Here is a 14,638-nt window from a genome sequence, read left to right as displayed (position 1 = left end):
ATGCACCCACTCCTGCGGACCCTGCGCGTCATCGGATACAGCGCCACCAACGCCTACGCCGACTTCCGCGCCTCCTACACCTGGACCAGCTGGACCTTCGGCTGGCTCACCCGGATGCTCAGCCAGGTCTGTTTCTTCGGACTCGTCGGGCAGATGCTCGGCTCCGCCGCCCAGACCCGCTACCTCGTCCTCGGCAACGGCGTGATGGCCTGCGTGATCGAGGCGATGACCGTGGTGGTGTCCACCAGCTGGGAGCGCGGCCACGGCACACTGCCCCTGCTGGCCGCCGCCCCCGGAGACCTCGGCTGGGTCATGCTCGGCCGCAGCCTGCAGTGGCCCCTCAGCGGATCGGCGACCGCGATGGTGTCGCTGCTGGCGGTGGGCCCGGCCTTCGGAGTCCACTGGCCCCTCGCCAGCATCCCCGCCCTGCTCGGCCTCGTGCTGCTCACCGCCGTCTCGACCTACAGCCTCGGCCTGTTCGTCGGCGCGTTCGTCCTGGCCGCGCCCGACGCCCGCAACATCGTCTTCAACACGTCGTTCCTGCTGCTCATGGCCGTCTGCGGAGCCGAGGTCCCGGTCACCTTCTGGCCAGGCTGGATCCAGGCCGCCGCCACCGCCCTGCCCCCGACCCACGGGCTGGCCGCCGTACGAGCGCTCGCCGACGGCGCACCCGGCACTGCCGTCGCCGTCCCGGCGCTGTGGGCGCTGCTCACCGGCGCCGGCTGGCTGGCCGCAGCCCTCGGTGCCTTCCGGGTGTTCACCGCCCGGGCCCGCGGCACCCACGCCTTCGGCTTCGCCGCCTGACCGGCGCCCGCCCACCCAACGAGGAATCACTCCATGCGCCACGACCACACCCCGGACCACGGGAGCGACAGCGCCCCGCTCAGCGTCCTGCTGCTCAAGCCGGACGGATACCTCCTGCCCGGCCTGCGCGCCCACGTCGACCGGCTGATCGCACGGCACGAGCTGAGCGTCGTGACCCGCTACACCCTCACCCTCGGAGCCCGCGACGTCGAGGACGTGTGGCCCAAACTCGCCGTGGGCGCCTACCCGGTGGCACACCAGCTGACCCTGCACTACATGACCAGCGGCGTGTGCGAGGCACTCGTCGTCAGCGGCCGCGACGTGGTCGCCCGCTGCACCGCCATCCGTACCGAGGTGCGCCGCGACTTCGGCGACACCGTCTTCGCCAACCGGCTGCACACCCCGACCGAACCTGGGGAGGTCGGGCCCTGCGTGCAGAAGTTCCTGCACAGCATCCCGCACGGAGCGCCCCACACCCGCCACCACGACCCCGGCAGCGCCCCCGGCGCCTTCGGCCGCCTCGCGGCCCTGCCCTCCACGGAAGTCCATGCCGCCGCCCTGGACATCTGGCGCCGCCGCCACCGCGACGGCTGGCAGTCCTTCCGGCTGGACGTCCCGCACGGCGCACACGCCACGTACCTGCTGCCCGGCGACTCGCACTCCGTCGACTACGGGATGTCCGTCCTCGCCGAGCTCCTGCCCGACCTCTCGCTGCGCCAGATCATCACCGCCTACATCGAGATGGACGTCCGCGGGGAGAGCTGCCTGCGCAGCGGCACGGCCGAGGAGACCGCGCTCCTGGCCGACCGGATCACCGCAGCCGGGCTCTTCGCCCAGGCCCGCACCACCCGGCCCACCGCCGGCCGCACGGCATGAGGAGGCCGACCGTCATGCACCACCGGGACCACCCGACCCGTCAGGAGGACGCGCGCACGGACCACCCGTGCCTGGTGCTCGACGCCCTCGACGCCGACCACCCCGCACCGGCCCTGGACCTCCTGGCGCGCGGCCCCGCCACCGTCGACTGCCCCGGCCTCGGGAGCGGGCGCCTCGTCCTGACCCGGCACGCCCAGGTCCGCCGGGTCCTGCGGGACGACGCCTTCGGCTGCGCCCCCTCCGCCGGCCACTTCCTCGCGGATCTGCCCGCCGCCCTGCGGCCGGCGATGGCCCCGGTCTCCTCCTGGGCCCTCTACACCGACGGCGCCGACCACCGCAGGCTGCGGACCCTGCTCGCCCAGGCCTTCACCCCGCGCCGCGTCGCCGCTCTGGAGGACCGGATCACCGCCACCGCCGACACCCTGCTCGAGCGCCTCGCCTCGGCAGGCGGCGGCGACGCCGTACGCGAACTGGCCTTCCCCCTGCCGGTGCTGACCATCTGCGCCCTCCTCGGACTGCCCGCCGCCGACCAGGACCGCCTCAAGCGCTGGTCCGACGACCTGATCCGGATCGTGGAGCCCGCACCCGGGCCCGAGGACGTCGACCGCATCGGCCGGGCCTGGACCGCCCTGTGGGACTACTTCACCGGCGTGGTCGCCGAGCGCCGCACCCGGCCCGGCGACGACGTGGTCACCGCCCTGGTACGGGCCGAGACGGACGGAGGCCGCCTCACCGCCGAGGAGATCGTCTCCAACTGCGTGTCCCTGTTGCTGGGCGGCCACGAGACCACCACCAACCTGATCACCGCCCTGCTCCAGGCGGCGGCCGCCCACCCCGGCCCCGCGCGCACCGCCGCCCACGACCCGCGCGCGGCCGCCGCCTTCGTCGAAGAGGTCCTGCGCACCGACGGACCCTCGAAGATCACCGCGCGGACCGCCCTCACCGACACCGAGATCGACGGCGTTCCCGTCGAGCGCGGCCGCCGGATCGTCCTCCTGCTGGCCTCCGCCAACCGCGACCCGCTGGTCTTCCCCCGCTCCGGCACCTTCGACCCCACCCGTACCCCCAACCCGCACCTGGCCTTCGGACACGGCCCGCACGCCTGCTTCGGCGCCGCCCTGGCCCGCCTGCAGGCGCGGATCCTGCTGGAGCGGTACGCCGGCCACCCGGCCCGGTTCACCGCCCTCGCCGAGCGGACCCGCTGGAAGCCCTCGCGCGTGCTGCGCTCGGTCGCCTCCCTGCCGGTGGCCACCGGACACCGGAGCGCCGCATGATCCTCACCGGACCGCGCATCGAGGAGGAGCGGGAGGCCGGACGCATCGTCATCTCCCCCTACCGCGCCGATGCGGTCAACCCCAACAGCTACAACTACCGGCTGGGCAGCACCGTCAAGAGCTTCGAGGAGTCGACCCGCACGTGGCTCGCCTTCGAACTCCCGGAGGAGGGTTACGTCCTGGCCCCCCGCCGGATGTATCTGGGCCACACCGAGGAGGTCATCGGCAGCGACACGTACGCCATGTCGCTGATCGGCCGCAGCTCCATGGGCCGCCTCGGCCTGTTCCTCCAGGTCTCCGCCGACCTCGGCCACACCACCTCCTGCCACCGCTGGACTCTCGAGATGGTCGCCACCCGGCCGCTGCGGATCTACCCCGGCATGACCATCGGCCAGGTCTCCTTCTGGCAGAACCGGGGACGGGTCCGCCCGACGCCTGCCCTGTACGCCCGCTTCAACGAACCCCACGAGTCCGCGATCGGAGACCGGCAGTGATCCTCACCGGCGACGAGGTGGAACGGCAGGTCGACCGGGGACGCATCGTCCTCTCCCCGTTCGACCCGGCCCGCTGCACCACCAACTCCTACGACCTCGCGCTCGGCCGGCGCGTCCTCGTCTACACCGAGGAGGTGCTCGACCCGCGCCGCCCGGCGGCCCACGAACTCCGCGAGATACCCGACGAGGGCCTGGATCTCGCGCCGGGGGAGTTCGTCCTGGCCGAGACGGCCGAGACGATCGGCAGCAACCACTACGTGCCGATGATCCACGCCAAGTCCGGCACCGCTCGCATGGGCCTGTTCGTGCACGTCACCGCCGACCTCATCGACATCGGCTTCGTCGGGCACTCCACCCTCCAGCTCTACGCCACCCTCCCGGTCCGCGTCTTCCCCGGCATGCTCATCGCCCAGGTCACCTTCTGGCAGCCGGTCGGCGCGATCCGGTTGTACGAGGGCAAGTACCAGCTCGCCGACGGCCCCCAGCCCTCCCGCACCTACCTCGACCACCAGGTGTCGAGCCATGCCTGAGCCGCTCACCGCCGCCCCCGCCTCGCCCGAGACCCGGGCTGCGTCCGGCTGCCCGGTCGCGGCCGGAGCTCCCGCCGGGCCCGACGGGCAGGACTCGGCCGCCCGCTTCCGCACGGTGCAGGACCGCGCCGAATGCTCCTTCGCCCGTCACTCCCGCCTCACCGGCATGCGCGCCCACCACGGGCCCGACGCCCACGCGGCCGGCCGCGCCGCCGCGCCGGCCCTGCGGGCGTTCACGGCCTGCGCCGAAGCCGACCGCCTCGACGGCTTCGTCATCGAGCTGACCGCCCCGGCCCACGGAGCAACCCTGGCCGCGGTCGCCGCGACCACCCGCGCCGTCCTCGCGGGCATCCTCGCCGCCGACGGGGACGAGGACCTGCGCGGCCTGGAGGGCGCCGCGGACGAGCACTGGTGGCTGCGCGCCTGCGGCACCCGCTGGTTCGCGCTCGTCTTCGCACCGGCCTACCGGGCCGACTCGCCCCGCCACACCTACGGCTCGACCTCCACCTTCGTCCTGCTCCAGCCCGTCGAGGCCTTCGACCGGCGCTCCAGCCCGCGCGGCACAGCCATCGCCCAGGCGGTGCGCGAGGACATCCGCGCACGCTACGCCGCAGGTGGAAGACCCTACGACGCCGAACTCGCCGCCCAGGACGTCGAGGCACTGAAGGTCGTCTGGCCGCACCGCCCCGGCGACACCCCGGTGCGCTGGTGGGAAGGAGCCCGGCCGGCTTCCCCCTCCCCCGCCGCGGCAGCCCCCGCCGCCCTGGCCGGCACGGCGGCGGCTGCGGCCCTCGAACACGCCGCCTCGCCCCCCGCCGTCTGGGACGCGGTGGGCGCCCTCCTGCGGGCCGCGGCCGCCCTCGGCACGGCCGAGCCGGCCGTCGACCGCGAGACCCTCCGGTCGCTGCTCGCCGGCCTCGCCGCCCTGGGCCTCGCCGGACCCCACCGCCGCGTCCGGTTGCACAGCGCGCGCCCCGAGACCGCCCTGCCTGACGGGCTGCGGCCCGCGCACCGCGAAGGCGCCCCCGAGGAGGACGTGTTCCGCCTCGCCCTCGCCGCCGCCTGCCCCGGCGACCCCTGGCCTGCCGGACCCGTCGACAACGCCGTGCTCGCCGACGCCGTACGCCGCCTCGGGGGCCGCCTCGGTGCCCGGGTACCCGCCCTCGCCGCGGTCGCCGCCCTCCATCTGCTGGAGCACTTCGCCGGCCAGGGCCCCGCCGAACGCCGTTGGACCCTGCGCCGCCTGACCTGGCTGACCGACCCCCGGGCAGCCGACGCCCCGGAACTGATGAGGCTGCTCACCGGCCCCGAGGACCTCCTCGTCCGGCTCCCGGCCACGTCCGGCGCCCCGTCGGGCACGGACGACGACGAGGAGCCGCTGCCCCTGGCCGACTGGCACCGCCCGCCCGGCAACCCCGGCGAGGAACGCCGTCTGGGCGGCCGTGTCCAGGCCGTGCGCCGGCACCGCGAGTGGACCTTCGCGGACCTGTCCTGGGCCGACCGGACCGTCCAGCTCGCCTTCGACGCCGGCCACCCGCTGCGACCCCGCCCCGGCGACCTGCTCGCCGTCCGCGGCCACGCCGGGCACTCCCGCACCGGCGCCCCCGTCCTCTTCGTCGACGAGGTGCTGCGCCACCGGCCGACGCGTTCCGTGGGAGCCGCCCGCCGCACCCGGCCCCTCACGGACACGGGCGGCGGAGCGGCCGTCGCCGACGCCCTGCGGCCGGAGCTGGGCGCACTCGGCTTCGCGGAGATGGCCTCACCGGTGCTGACGGCCGCCTTCTACGGAGGCGCCAGCCGCCCCTTCACCACCCGGCACGCTTCCCGCAACCGGCCCCTGTACCTGCGCGTCACGACCGAACTGGACCTGCTGCGCCGCCTGGCGGAGGGCCGCACCCGGGTCTACGAGATCGGCGCCAGCTTCCGCAACGAACCCCTGCGCGGCGACGCCGTCAAGGAGTTCACGATGCTCGAGGCCTACGCCGCCGACCTGCGACTGGAGGAAATGACGGTCCTGGTCGCCGGACTCGTCGCGCGGGTGCTCGGCGACGACCGCCCGCCGCGGTGGACCACCTTCGACGAAGCGTTCACCGAGACCTCCGGCGTCCACCCCGACGACGAGGCCGCAGTGCGCCGCCTGGCCGCCGGACAGGGCACCCCCGATCCGGCCGGCGCCATCGACCCGCAGGTCCTCGTCCGGCGGCTGTGGCGCTCGACCTTTCGGCACCGGCTGCCCGGAGTGGCGCTCGTCCACCGAATACCCGGTCCCGCCTCCCCGTTCATCGCGGGGGACGGCCGCGACGCGCGCCGCGTCTGGCTCAGCGTCGACGGTGTCGAGCTCGCCGAGACCAGCGCGAACGAACGGGACCCGGACCGGCTCGCGCGCCGCCTGGCCCGCCAGTTCCGCGACGACCCCCACCCCGTCCACCGGGACTACCGCGACGTGCTGGAGACCTTCGCCGACGGAGTACCCCCGTGCGTCGGCGTCGGACTCGGCCTGACCCGCCTGGCCGGGCTGCACGCAACCCGCAGGCGCCCCGACACCACCGAGGAGCACCGGCAGCGATGACCACCACGACCGAGACCGAGAACGCGATCACGACCGGGCCCACGACCGGCACCGCGAGCCGGACCGCAGGAGACAGCGGAACCTGGCTGGCCGCCAACGCCGCGCTCTGGGACGCCCGCGTGCCCCTGCACACCGACAGCGACTGGTACGACCTGCGAGGCTTCCGCGACGGCGCCCTCGCCCTGGACGACATCGAACGCGCCGGAGTCGGCGACCCGGCCGGCCGCAGCCTGCTGCACCTCCAGTGCCACTTCGGCCTGGGCACCCTCTCCTGGGCCCGCCTCGGCGCCGACGCCGTCGGCGTCGACTTCTCGGCCGCCGCCGTCGCACGCGCCCGAGCCCTGGCCGCCGAGTCCGCCCTGCCCGCCCGCTTCGAACAGGCCGAGGTCTCCACCCTCGACCTCGGGCGCACCTTCGACATCTGCTTCACCTCCTGGGGCGTGCTGATGTGGCTCCCCGACCTCGACGCCTGGGCCCGCACCGTCGCCCGCCACCTCACCCCCGGCGGCACGTTCTTCCTCGCAGAAGGCCATCCCCACCTGTTCATCTGGGACGACGAGCCGGGCAAGGACGGTTACCGCCCCCGGCACCCGTACTTCCGGCACACCGCACCCGTCGTCGACGACGAAGCCGGCACCTATGTGGACACCTCGCTGCGCCTGGGCCTGCCCCAGTACCGGTGGAACCACCCTCTGTCCGAAGTGGTCTCCGCCCTGGCCGGGGCAGGCCTGCGGATCACCGCCATGGCCGAGCACCCCGTACTGCCCTGGCAGCCGCTGCCGTGGATGACGCCCTCCGAGCGGGGCTGGTGGCGGATCCCCGGCGATCCGTTCCCGCTGAGCTTCACCGTGACCGCCACCAAGGACTGACCCCGCCCGAAGACCCGGACCACCCCGAACGCCCGCCCCGCTCGCCGCACTCGCCGCACTCGCCGCACTCGAAACGGAGCCCCGTCATGACCACCGCCACCACCTCGCGATCCCACCCCGCGGCCTGGCCTCTCACCCGGATCCCGCAGACCGCGGAGGACGTCCACGCCGCGAGCTACACCGACTTCGTCGCCATGGTCAACCAGACCAATGTGCCGCCCGGCTCCCACGTCACTCTCAACGAGTGGGCCGTCTTCGGCCGTGTCGACGCCTCCTCGTCCGTCCTCGAGGTCGCCTGCACCACCGGTTTCTCCTCCCGGGAACTCGCCCGCCTGACCGGCTGCTCCGCCGTGGGCTTCGACCTCTCCGAGGACTCGGTCCGGATGGCCCGCCACAACCACCTCAACACCGACCCCTCCCTGCGCCTGGACTACTTCACCGCCGACGGCGCGACCACCACCACCCCGCCGGGCGGACCCTTCACCCACGTCGTGGTCGGCGCCGCCCTCGGCTTCTTCCCGCAACCCGCTGCCATGGCCCACCGGCTCAGCGGATTCCTCACCGACGGCGGTCACCTGCTGGCCTCCCCCTTCTGGGCGGAGCAGCCCCTGCCGGCCGAGGCGGAGGCCGTACGTCGTGAGGTCTTCGGCATCACCAGCCCCATGGAGACCTACAAGGAGGCCATGGCCCTCTACCGGGGCTTCGACGTGATGTACGCGTCCGCCCGCAAGCCCGTCCTGGAGACCGAGGAAGAGATCGCGCACTACTGCACCTCCACCGTGGACCGCGCCTGCGCCCAGTCCGGGGTCACCGACGCACCCGTACGGCGCGCGATGATCGAGCGCCTCACCCGGGTGCGCCGCGCCTCCAACCTTCTGCGCCGGCACCTGAGCTACTCCGTGCTGGTACTGCGCCACGACAAGGCGGCCTACCCGGCGCGCTACGTCGAACTCTTCTGACCGCCCCGCGACACCACCCGGGCGGCCGTCGCCCGCCCGGAGATCGGAACACGACGCCATGGCCACCGCCCACGACGCCTCCCGGGTCCGCGCCCGCGACCTCATCGGCCTGGAAAAGTCCGAGATCACCGGGGTGCACCGGCTCCTGGACTACCTCCGCTACGACGACCAGGGCCGCCTGCGCGTGTACGGACACGATGCGCAGGAACTGCTGGACCAGGCCGGCGCGCCACTGATCTGGTACTTCGGCGACCGGGTACGGGAGAACTACCGGAGCATCGACGACGCCTACCGCGCGCACTTCCCCGGCCACCGCACCTTCGCCGCGATCAAGAGCTGCTACCTGAAGGAATGCCTGACCGTCCTGCACCGGGCCGGCGCGGGCGCCGAAGTGATGAGCGCCCTCGAACTCCAGATCGCCCAACAGATCGGTTTCGCGCCGGCCGACATCGTCAGCAACGGCGTGGGCCGCAGCGAGGAGTACGCCGACGCCACCGTCGCCGCCGGAGTCGGCCTCACCGTGGTCGACTGCCTGGACGACCTCCGTACGGTGGCCGCCGCCTGCCGGCGCCACGGCAGCCGCGCCCGGATCGGACTGCGCGTGACGCCGCCCGTCGACCACGACGGCATCTACATCACCCCCTCCTCCAAACTCGGCGTGGACTGGGAGGGCGGGGAGTTCCTGCGGCTGGCGCGCGCGGCCCTCGACACGCCCGAGGTGCAGGTGGTCGCCCTCCACGCGCACCAGGTCACCCACTGTTCCCAGCCCGCCAAGTACCGGGCGACCCTCGCGGGCGTCGCCGCGGTGGCCCGCGAGACGGAACGGGAACTGGGCCTGCGCTTCGAGGTCATCGACATCGGCGGCGGCCTGGAGACCCGCTTCCTGCTGCACCGCTCAGGGCTGGGGCCCGAGGACTTCGCGGCCATCGCGAAGGAGGAACTCGACTCGATCGGCTATCCGTTCCGGCTGCACATCGAGCCCGGGCGCTACCTCACGGCGGACGCAGCCGTCGGTCTCACCGCGGTCACCACCGAAAAACACAACGGCGACCGCACGTACCTCGTCACCGAGATCGGCTCCAACGTGCTGATCGACATGGCGGAAGTCACCTACCACCCCCTGCCGACCCGGCTGCCCGATCCCGGCACACCGTGGACCGCGTACGACGTCGGCGACAGCACCTGCGCCCCCGCCCTGGTCTGCCGCACCGCCACCCTGCCCCACGGCCCGCAGAACCGCTCCCTCCTCCTGCTGAACTGCGGTGCCTATTCCACCGTCTTCACCCAACTGTGGGCCTTCCGCCTGCCCCGCTACCTCTTCAGCGACTCCTTGGACGGCCGCCGCATCCGGACGGTCTTCGACGACGACGCCCAGAGCGCGATGTACCGGGCCCTCTACGGCTACGAGATCCTGCTGTGAGCGGCGGCGCCCCCGTCGTCTGGATCAACGGACCGTACGGCTGCGGAAAGAGCACCGTCAGCCGTCACGTGGCCGAACTGCTCCCGGACGCCCTGGTCGTGGATCCGGAGGACGTCGGGCACATGCTGTGGCGCCAACTCCCGGACCACCTGCGCGAGGAGGAGTTCGAACTGGAGCCGGCGTGGGCACCGCTGACCCGGGTGCTCGTCGAGCAGTGCGCCCGCACCTACGGCCGCCCCCTGGTGGTACCGATGACGATCGTCCGGATGCCGGTCTTCGAACGGATCGTCGGCGCGCTGCGCCGGGACGGCACCGACGTACGCCATTTCACGCTGCTGGCCGACGCCTCCACGATCCGCGCACGCCTGCGCAGGCGTATGGCCGAACGCCGGGAGTCGGCTGACGCGTGGGGAGAGCTCAGCTGGGAAGGCCGTCAGCTCGACCGCTGCCTGGACGCCCTGGCGGGCCCGGCCTTCGGCACCCATCTGTGGACCGCCGACAAGGCTCCGCGGGAGGTGGCCCGCGAACTGCTGGCCCACCTATGACGCGGCCGGCTCCGGACGAGTCACCGGCCCGCCTTCGCGGGAGCAATCGTCAGGACCTGTGGATGAGTTGGCGTTCGTGGTCCGGCGCGGAGAACCGGCTGCAGGGCAGTGGTCGCCGGAGCCGCTCTCCGATAACGTACCGACCAGGCGGTACGCATGATGGTGTCCGATACGCCGTCATGTGCTCGATGAACATCAACGATTCATCCGCCCCGGGACGGAGAGCCGCTCATGACGCAGAACGTGAACCGCGACAGCCTCGCCCTCGCGCGCGAGACCTGGAGAACCCTCGAGCCCTACCACGGGGCCGTCTACTTCTCGCCCGAAGCCGCAGGCCGGTACGACGAGTTGGGCGTGGACGCCACGACGGGGTACTTCGCGTCCCGTTCGGCCGCGCTCGGCCCGGCTTCGGCGGATGTGGTCATCGCCACGTTCTACAACTTCAACCCACAACTGGTGCGCCGGGTCATACCTGCGGCGTGGGAGGCCGCTACGCCACAGCAGTTCGCCGCTGCCCGGCTCGCAGGGATCGATGCCACGCTTCACCGCATCCTCGGCGCGGAGCTCTCCTCGCCGACCATGGCCCGCGCGGCGGAACTGGCCCGTGCCGCAGCTGAAGTGACTGTTGATCACCCACAGGGCCGTCCACTGTTTGCCGCGCACGCCGCACTGCCGTGGCCGAGCGAGCCCCACCTCGTGCTCTGGCATGCGCAAACCCTGCTGAGGGAGTTCCGGGGCGACGGCCATGTGGGGGCACTGCTGACCGCAGGACTGAGCGGGATCGAAGCACTCGTCACGCATGGCGCCGCGGGCGACGTCGACGCAGGGGTCCTGCGCGACTCACGGGCATGGACGCCGCAGCAGTGGGGCCAGGCCGTCCAGAGCCTGCGCGAGCGTGGATGGCTCGAGGACGGGCCGGACCTGGCCCTGACCGAGGAGGGTGCGCGGCGCAGGGCGGAGATCGAGCACACCACCGACAGGCTGGCCGCCCTCCCGTATCTCACGCTCGGCCCTACGGCCTGCGTCGAACTGTGCTCGCTCGTGAGGCCGTTCAGCCTTGCGGTGGCGAAGGAGCTCCTGCCGTGGGCAGTCGGTCGCCTGAGCCGAGGGAGCGCATGAGGCGGGCGTGAAGGCTGCGCACCTCAGCTCACCGCGTTCCTCACCGACAGCGACACCGCGCCGGTCCTTCGCCGCCTTCACACCCTTCCGGTCGGGCACCGCTGGGACCGGAAGCCCGGGATCACCCTGCTCGCCGATGCCGCCCGGACACCGACGGACTTCGATATGGCACCCGTTTCGGCGAGGTGACGGGCTACGACGGCGCGCCGCTGCCCGCGCCGGAGCTGCCGCCCGGGCCGCCGCTGAAGCCACGTGGCAGGATGCGCTGACCTGACAGAACGCCGGGTCCTGACGCACAAGACCCGGCCGCGCCTCCGTCCTGCCGGCAGCCACGGCGATCGACGGCGGGTACTCCCCATGGGATCACGGCCTGAACTCCCCCATCGGGCAGCGGAGTGCACAGCACCGTCAAAGCAGGGTGTAGACGCTGTCGCTCACCCGGCTCCGGCGCGGTGGCCGGGTGTTCTTGAACCACGCCACCCAGGACCGCGGGAGGGCTTCGCGGTCCAGAACGAAGTCGTCGAGCACCAGGCAGTCGATGTCCGACCTCAGGAAGCAGAGCAGGGCGTCGACGGGGGTGTGGACGATCGGCTCTCCTCGGAGGTTGAACGAGGTGTTCAGGAGCAGCGGGCAGCCCGTTCGGTCGGCGAACGTCCGGATGAGGCGGTAGAAGCGCCCGTTCGTTGCCTCGGTGACCGTCTGGACGCGGGCCGACTTGTCCACGTGGGTGATGGCTGGCAGCGACAGCGGGGACACGACCTCGCAGGTCTCCAGCATGAACGGCGACTCGTGGTCGAGCCTGAAGTGCTCGTGCGCGTGCTCGGCCAGCACGGCGGGGGCGAACGGCCGGAACGCCTCGCGCATCTTGACCGAGGCGTTGATCCGGTCCCGCGTGTCGTCGCCCCGTGGGTCGGCCAGGATCGACCGTCCGCCGAGGGAACGGGGCCCGAACTCCTCCCGGCCGTGGTACCAGCCGATCACCTTGCCGTCGGCCAGTCGCCCCGCGACGGCGTCGAGCAGACCTGCCTCGTCCCCGCGGAAGTCCGCGAAGGGCCGGCCGGCGCGCGCGCCGAGCAGCCGCGCGACACCGTCGGAGTCCGTGCCGGAGCCGAGGAGCACCGAGGTCAGCCGGTCCTGGTGGGGCCGCTGTCCGGTCAGGCGCTGGTGGGCCACCGCCGCGCACCCGAGGCTGCCGCCCGCGTCGCCGGCGGCCGGCTGCACGAACACCCTGGCGAATGGGCCCTCCTCGACGATGCGGCGCACGGCGACGACGTTGAGGGCCACGCCTCCGGCCATGCACAGGTTCTCGCTGCCCGACATGCGGTGGGCCTTGTCGACCATGCGCAGCAGGGTCTCCTCGGTCACCACCTGGATGCTGCGCGCGAGGTCGTGGTGGACCTTCTCGATCTCCGACTCCGGCACCCGCGGCGGTACGCGGATCAGGGACGTGAAGCGCTCACCGAGCATGCCGTCCGGGTTGGTGAAGTCGAAGTAGTCCAGGTCGAGCCGGAACGACCCGTCCTCGGTGACATGGATCAGCCGGCCGATCTCGTCCCGGAACCGCGGTTCGCCGTAGGGGGCGAGCCCCATCACCTTGTACTCGCCCTCGTTCACCTCGAAGCCGAGGTAGCCGGTGACCGCGCTGTAGAGGAGGCCCAGGGAGTGCGGGAACTCGACCTGCTCGGTCAGTTCGAGCGACGCGCCCCGGCCTGTCCCCCAGCTGGTGGTGGCCCACTCGCCGACTGCGTCGACCGTCAGCACGGCGCTGTCGTCGAAACCGGAGAAGTAGTAGGCGCTCGCGGCGTGGGAGAGGTGGTGGTCGACGAACTCGACGCGGCCCTCCCAGCCGAGCAGGTCCCGGATCTCCCGGAGCGGCCGGTCGGCGTCGAGGCGGTAGAGGGCGCTCGCGCTGCTGTCCGGGAAGGCCGGCAGCCCGGTCCACAGCTGGCGGTGGAGTTTCTTCGCCGGGTCCTCGTAGTAGGCCACGCAGTCCACGTCGGTGATGCGCAGACCGGCCTGGTCCAGGCAGTCGCGCACAGCGGCGAGCGGCAGGTCGGGATCCTGCTTGCGCCGGGTGTAGCGCTCCTCGTGGGACGCGGCGACGAGCCGGCCGTCGACCAGCAGCGCCGCCGCCGAGTCGTGGAAGTGGGCCGAGATCCCGAGGACCACGGGTCCGGCGGGTGCCGGGGTACGCGTGTTCTGCACCGTCATCGCGGCTCTCCCTGTCCGGCGGTGTGCGGCTCCGCCATCGCGACCGCGATCTTCCGGTCGCCGGTGAAGGACTCCCGGCCGTGGCTGGACAGCATGTTGTCCACCACGAGGATGTCGTCCTGCTGCCAGTCGAAGCGGACCCGGCACTGCGCGTAGCGGCTGCGCAGGTGGTCCATCACGTCGTCGGGAATGCGTCCGCCGTCGCCGTAGTACGTGTTCGTGGGGAGGCCGTCCTCGCCGAACAGCGCGAGCAGGCCCTCCTGGACGTCCTCCGGGAGCGTGGTCACGTGGAAGAAGGTGATGTGGTTGAACCACACCTCCTCACCGGTGCGCGGGTGGCGGTGCATCGCGTCCCGCACCACGCGGGTGCGCAGCCCGTCCTCGCCGGTCCACTCGGGGACCAGCCCGTGCTCCTTGCAGTAGGCCTCCACCTCGGCCCGGCTGTCGGTCCCGAACACCTTGGGCCACGGGACGCCGAAGTGCGGGTGGTAGTTGCGCACCAGACTCCAGCGCCGGCGCGCGAACTCCTCCCGTACGGCAGGGTCGATCGCCGCGTACAGCCGCCGGGTGTCGGCCAGCGGTGTCGATCCCAGCGTCTGCGGTGCCCGCAGGCAGTAGAAGTACAGCGTCATCGGCCAGGTGTCCTGGTAGGAGCACTCGTTGTGGAGGAAGATCTCCTCCTCGGCCGGGTGGTCGGTGGACGTGTACACATTGCCCTGGATCGAGGTGCGCGGTGAAGACGCCTCGGTGTAGGTGAGCGTCTGACCGGACAGCGCGTTGACGGTCGACTGCAGTCCCTCGACGCCGTCGATGTCGAAGCCCCGGAAGAGGAGCGCTCCATGGGTGTCGAGGGCCGAGCGGAGCTCGTCACGATCGTGCTCGATGAGGTCTACGAGGTCGGTGGTGGAACCTGCTTCCACCACCGCCGGCAGCACTGCCGGCTCGGACATGCGGTCTCCTGACGTAAC

The 14,638-nt window shown here is 72.5% G+C and carries 13 protein-coding genes and 1 pseudogene; 12 read left to right on the top strand and 2 right to left on the bottom strand.

The window, feature by feature from the left end:
• From C6376_RS24675 to C6376_RS45405, 12 genes and pseudogenes are all read left to right on the top strand, one after another.
• A complete protein-coding gene (locus C6376_RS24675; protein WP_159083247.1) occupies nt 1-804 on the top strand; it encodes an ABC transporter permease in 804 nt (267 codons plus the stop codon).
• 33 nt (nt 805-837) lie between these two features.
• Nucleotides 838-1,680 carry a hypothetical protein gene (locus C6376_RS43905; protein ID WP_159083246.1) on the top strand — a complete coding sequence of 281 codons (843 nt, stop codon included), beginning with the start codon at nt 838-840 and terminating at the stop codon, nt 1,678-1,680.
• A gap of 14 nt (nt 1,681-1,694) precedes the next feature.
• Nucleotides 1,695-2,954 carry a cytochrome P450 gene (locus tag C6376_RS24665; RefSeq protein ID WP_107445437.1) on the top strand — a complete coding sequence of 420 codons (1,260 nt, stop codon included), beginning with the start codon at nt 1,695-1,697 and terminating at the stop codon, nt 2,952-2,954.
• Nucleotides 2,951-3,448 carry a deoxycytidine deaminase gene (locus C6376_RS24660; RefSeq protein WP_107445436.1) on the top strand — a complete coding sequence of 166 codons (498 nt, stop codon included), beginning with the start codon at nt 2,951-2,953 and terminating at the stop codon, nt 3,446-3,448. The genes C6376_RS24665 and C6376_RS24660 overlap by 4 nt, the downstream gene beginning before the upstream one ends.
• Nucleotides 3,445-3,978, top strand: a complete 534-nt coding sequence (gene dcd, locus C6376_RS24655; RefSeq protein WP_107445435.1) for a dCTP deaminase — start codon at nt 3,445-3,447, stop codon at nt 3,976-3,978. Before C6376_RS24660 ends, dcd begins: the two co-directional genes overlap by 4 nt.
• Nucleotides 3,971-6,547, top strand: a complete 2,577-nt coding sequence (locus C6376_RS24650; protein WP_107445434.1) for an amino acid--tRNA ligase-related protein — start codon at nt 3,971-3,973, stop codon at nt 6,545-6,547. The genes dcd and C6376_RS24650 overlap by 8 nt, the downstream gene beginning before the upstream one ends.
• The gene (locus C6376_RS24645; RefSeq protein ID WP_107445433.1) at nt 6,544-7,416 is read left to right on the top strand and encodes a bifunctional 2-polyprenyl-6-hydroxyphenol methylase/3-demethylubiquinol 3-O-methyltransferase UbiG; all 873 of its coding nucleotides are present in this window, start codon (nt 6,544-6,546) and stop codon (nt 7,414-7,416) included. Before C6376_RS24650 ends, C6376_RS24645 begins: the two co-directional genes overlap by 4 nt.
• An 86-nt stretch (nt 7,417-7,502) precedes the next feature.
• Nucleotides 7,503-8,375, top strand: coding sequence for a bifunctional 2-polyprenyl-6-hydroxyphenol methylase/3-demethylubiquinol 3-O-methyltransferase UbiG (locus tag C6376_RS24640; protein WP_107445432.1), 873 nt, complete (start codon nt 7,503-7,505; stop codon nt 8,373-8,375).
• Between the two features lie 58 nt (nt 8,376-8,433).
• Complete coding sequence (locus tag C6376_RS24635) at nt 8,434-9,795, top strand: alanine racemase (protein WP_107445431.1); 1,362 nt, start codon at nt 8,434-8,436, stop codon at nt 9,793-9,795.
• Nucleotides 9,792-10,340, top strand: coding sequence for an AAA family ATPase (locus C6376_RS24630; protein WP_159083245.1), 549 nt, complete (start codon nt 9,792-9,794; stop codon nt 10,338-10,340). The genes C6376_RS24635 and C6376_RS24630 overlap by 4 nt, the downstream gene beginning before the upstream one ends.
• A 231-nt stretch (nt 10,341-10,571) precedes the next feature.
• Nucleotides 10,572-11,459: a hypothetical protein gene (locus tag C6376_RS24625; RefSeq protein WP_107445429.1), complete on the top strand. Its 888-nt coding sequence runs from the start codon at nt 10,572-10,574 to the stop codon at nt 11,457-11,459.
• A gap of 9 nt (nt 11,460-11,468) precedes the next feature.
• Nucleotides 11,469-11,603 (top strand): annotated as a pseudogene (locus C6376_RS45405) (FAD-dependent monooxygenase); the annotation flags it as partial.
• A 264-nt stretch (nt 11,604-11,867) separates the two neighbouring features.
• Here C6376_RS45405 and C6376_RS24610 read toward each other — a convergent pair.
• Together C6376_RS24610 and C6376_RS24605 are read right to left on the bottom strand one after the other, a co-directional pair.
• Nucleotides 11,868-13,670: a carbamoyltransferase C-terminal domain-containing protein gene (locus C6376_RS24610; RefSeq protein WP_107445428.1), complete on the bottom strand. Its 1,803-nt coding sequence runs from the start codon at nt 13,668-13,670 to the stop codon at nt 11,868-11,870.
• Nucleotides 13,667-14,620: a TauD/TfdA family dioxygenase gene (locus C6376_RS24605; RefSeq protein WP_107445427.1), complete on the bottom strand. Its 954-nt coding sequence runs from the start codon at nt 14,618-14,620 to the stop codon at nt 13,667-13,669. Before C6376_RS24605 ends, C6376_RS24610 begins: the two co-directional genes overlap by 4 nt.
• Nucleotides 14,621-14,638 lie beyond the last annotated feature (18 nt).

Source organism: Streptomyces sp. P3, from assembly GCF_003032475.1.
In the GTDB taxonomy this organism is placed as follows: Bacteria; Actinomycetota; Actinomycetes; order Streptomycetales; family Streptomycetaceae; genus Streptomyces.
The sequence above is the reverse complement of the archived record's forward strand: the minus strand, read 5'-3'. Positions and strand labels throughout refer to the sequence as shown.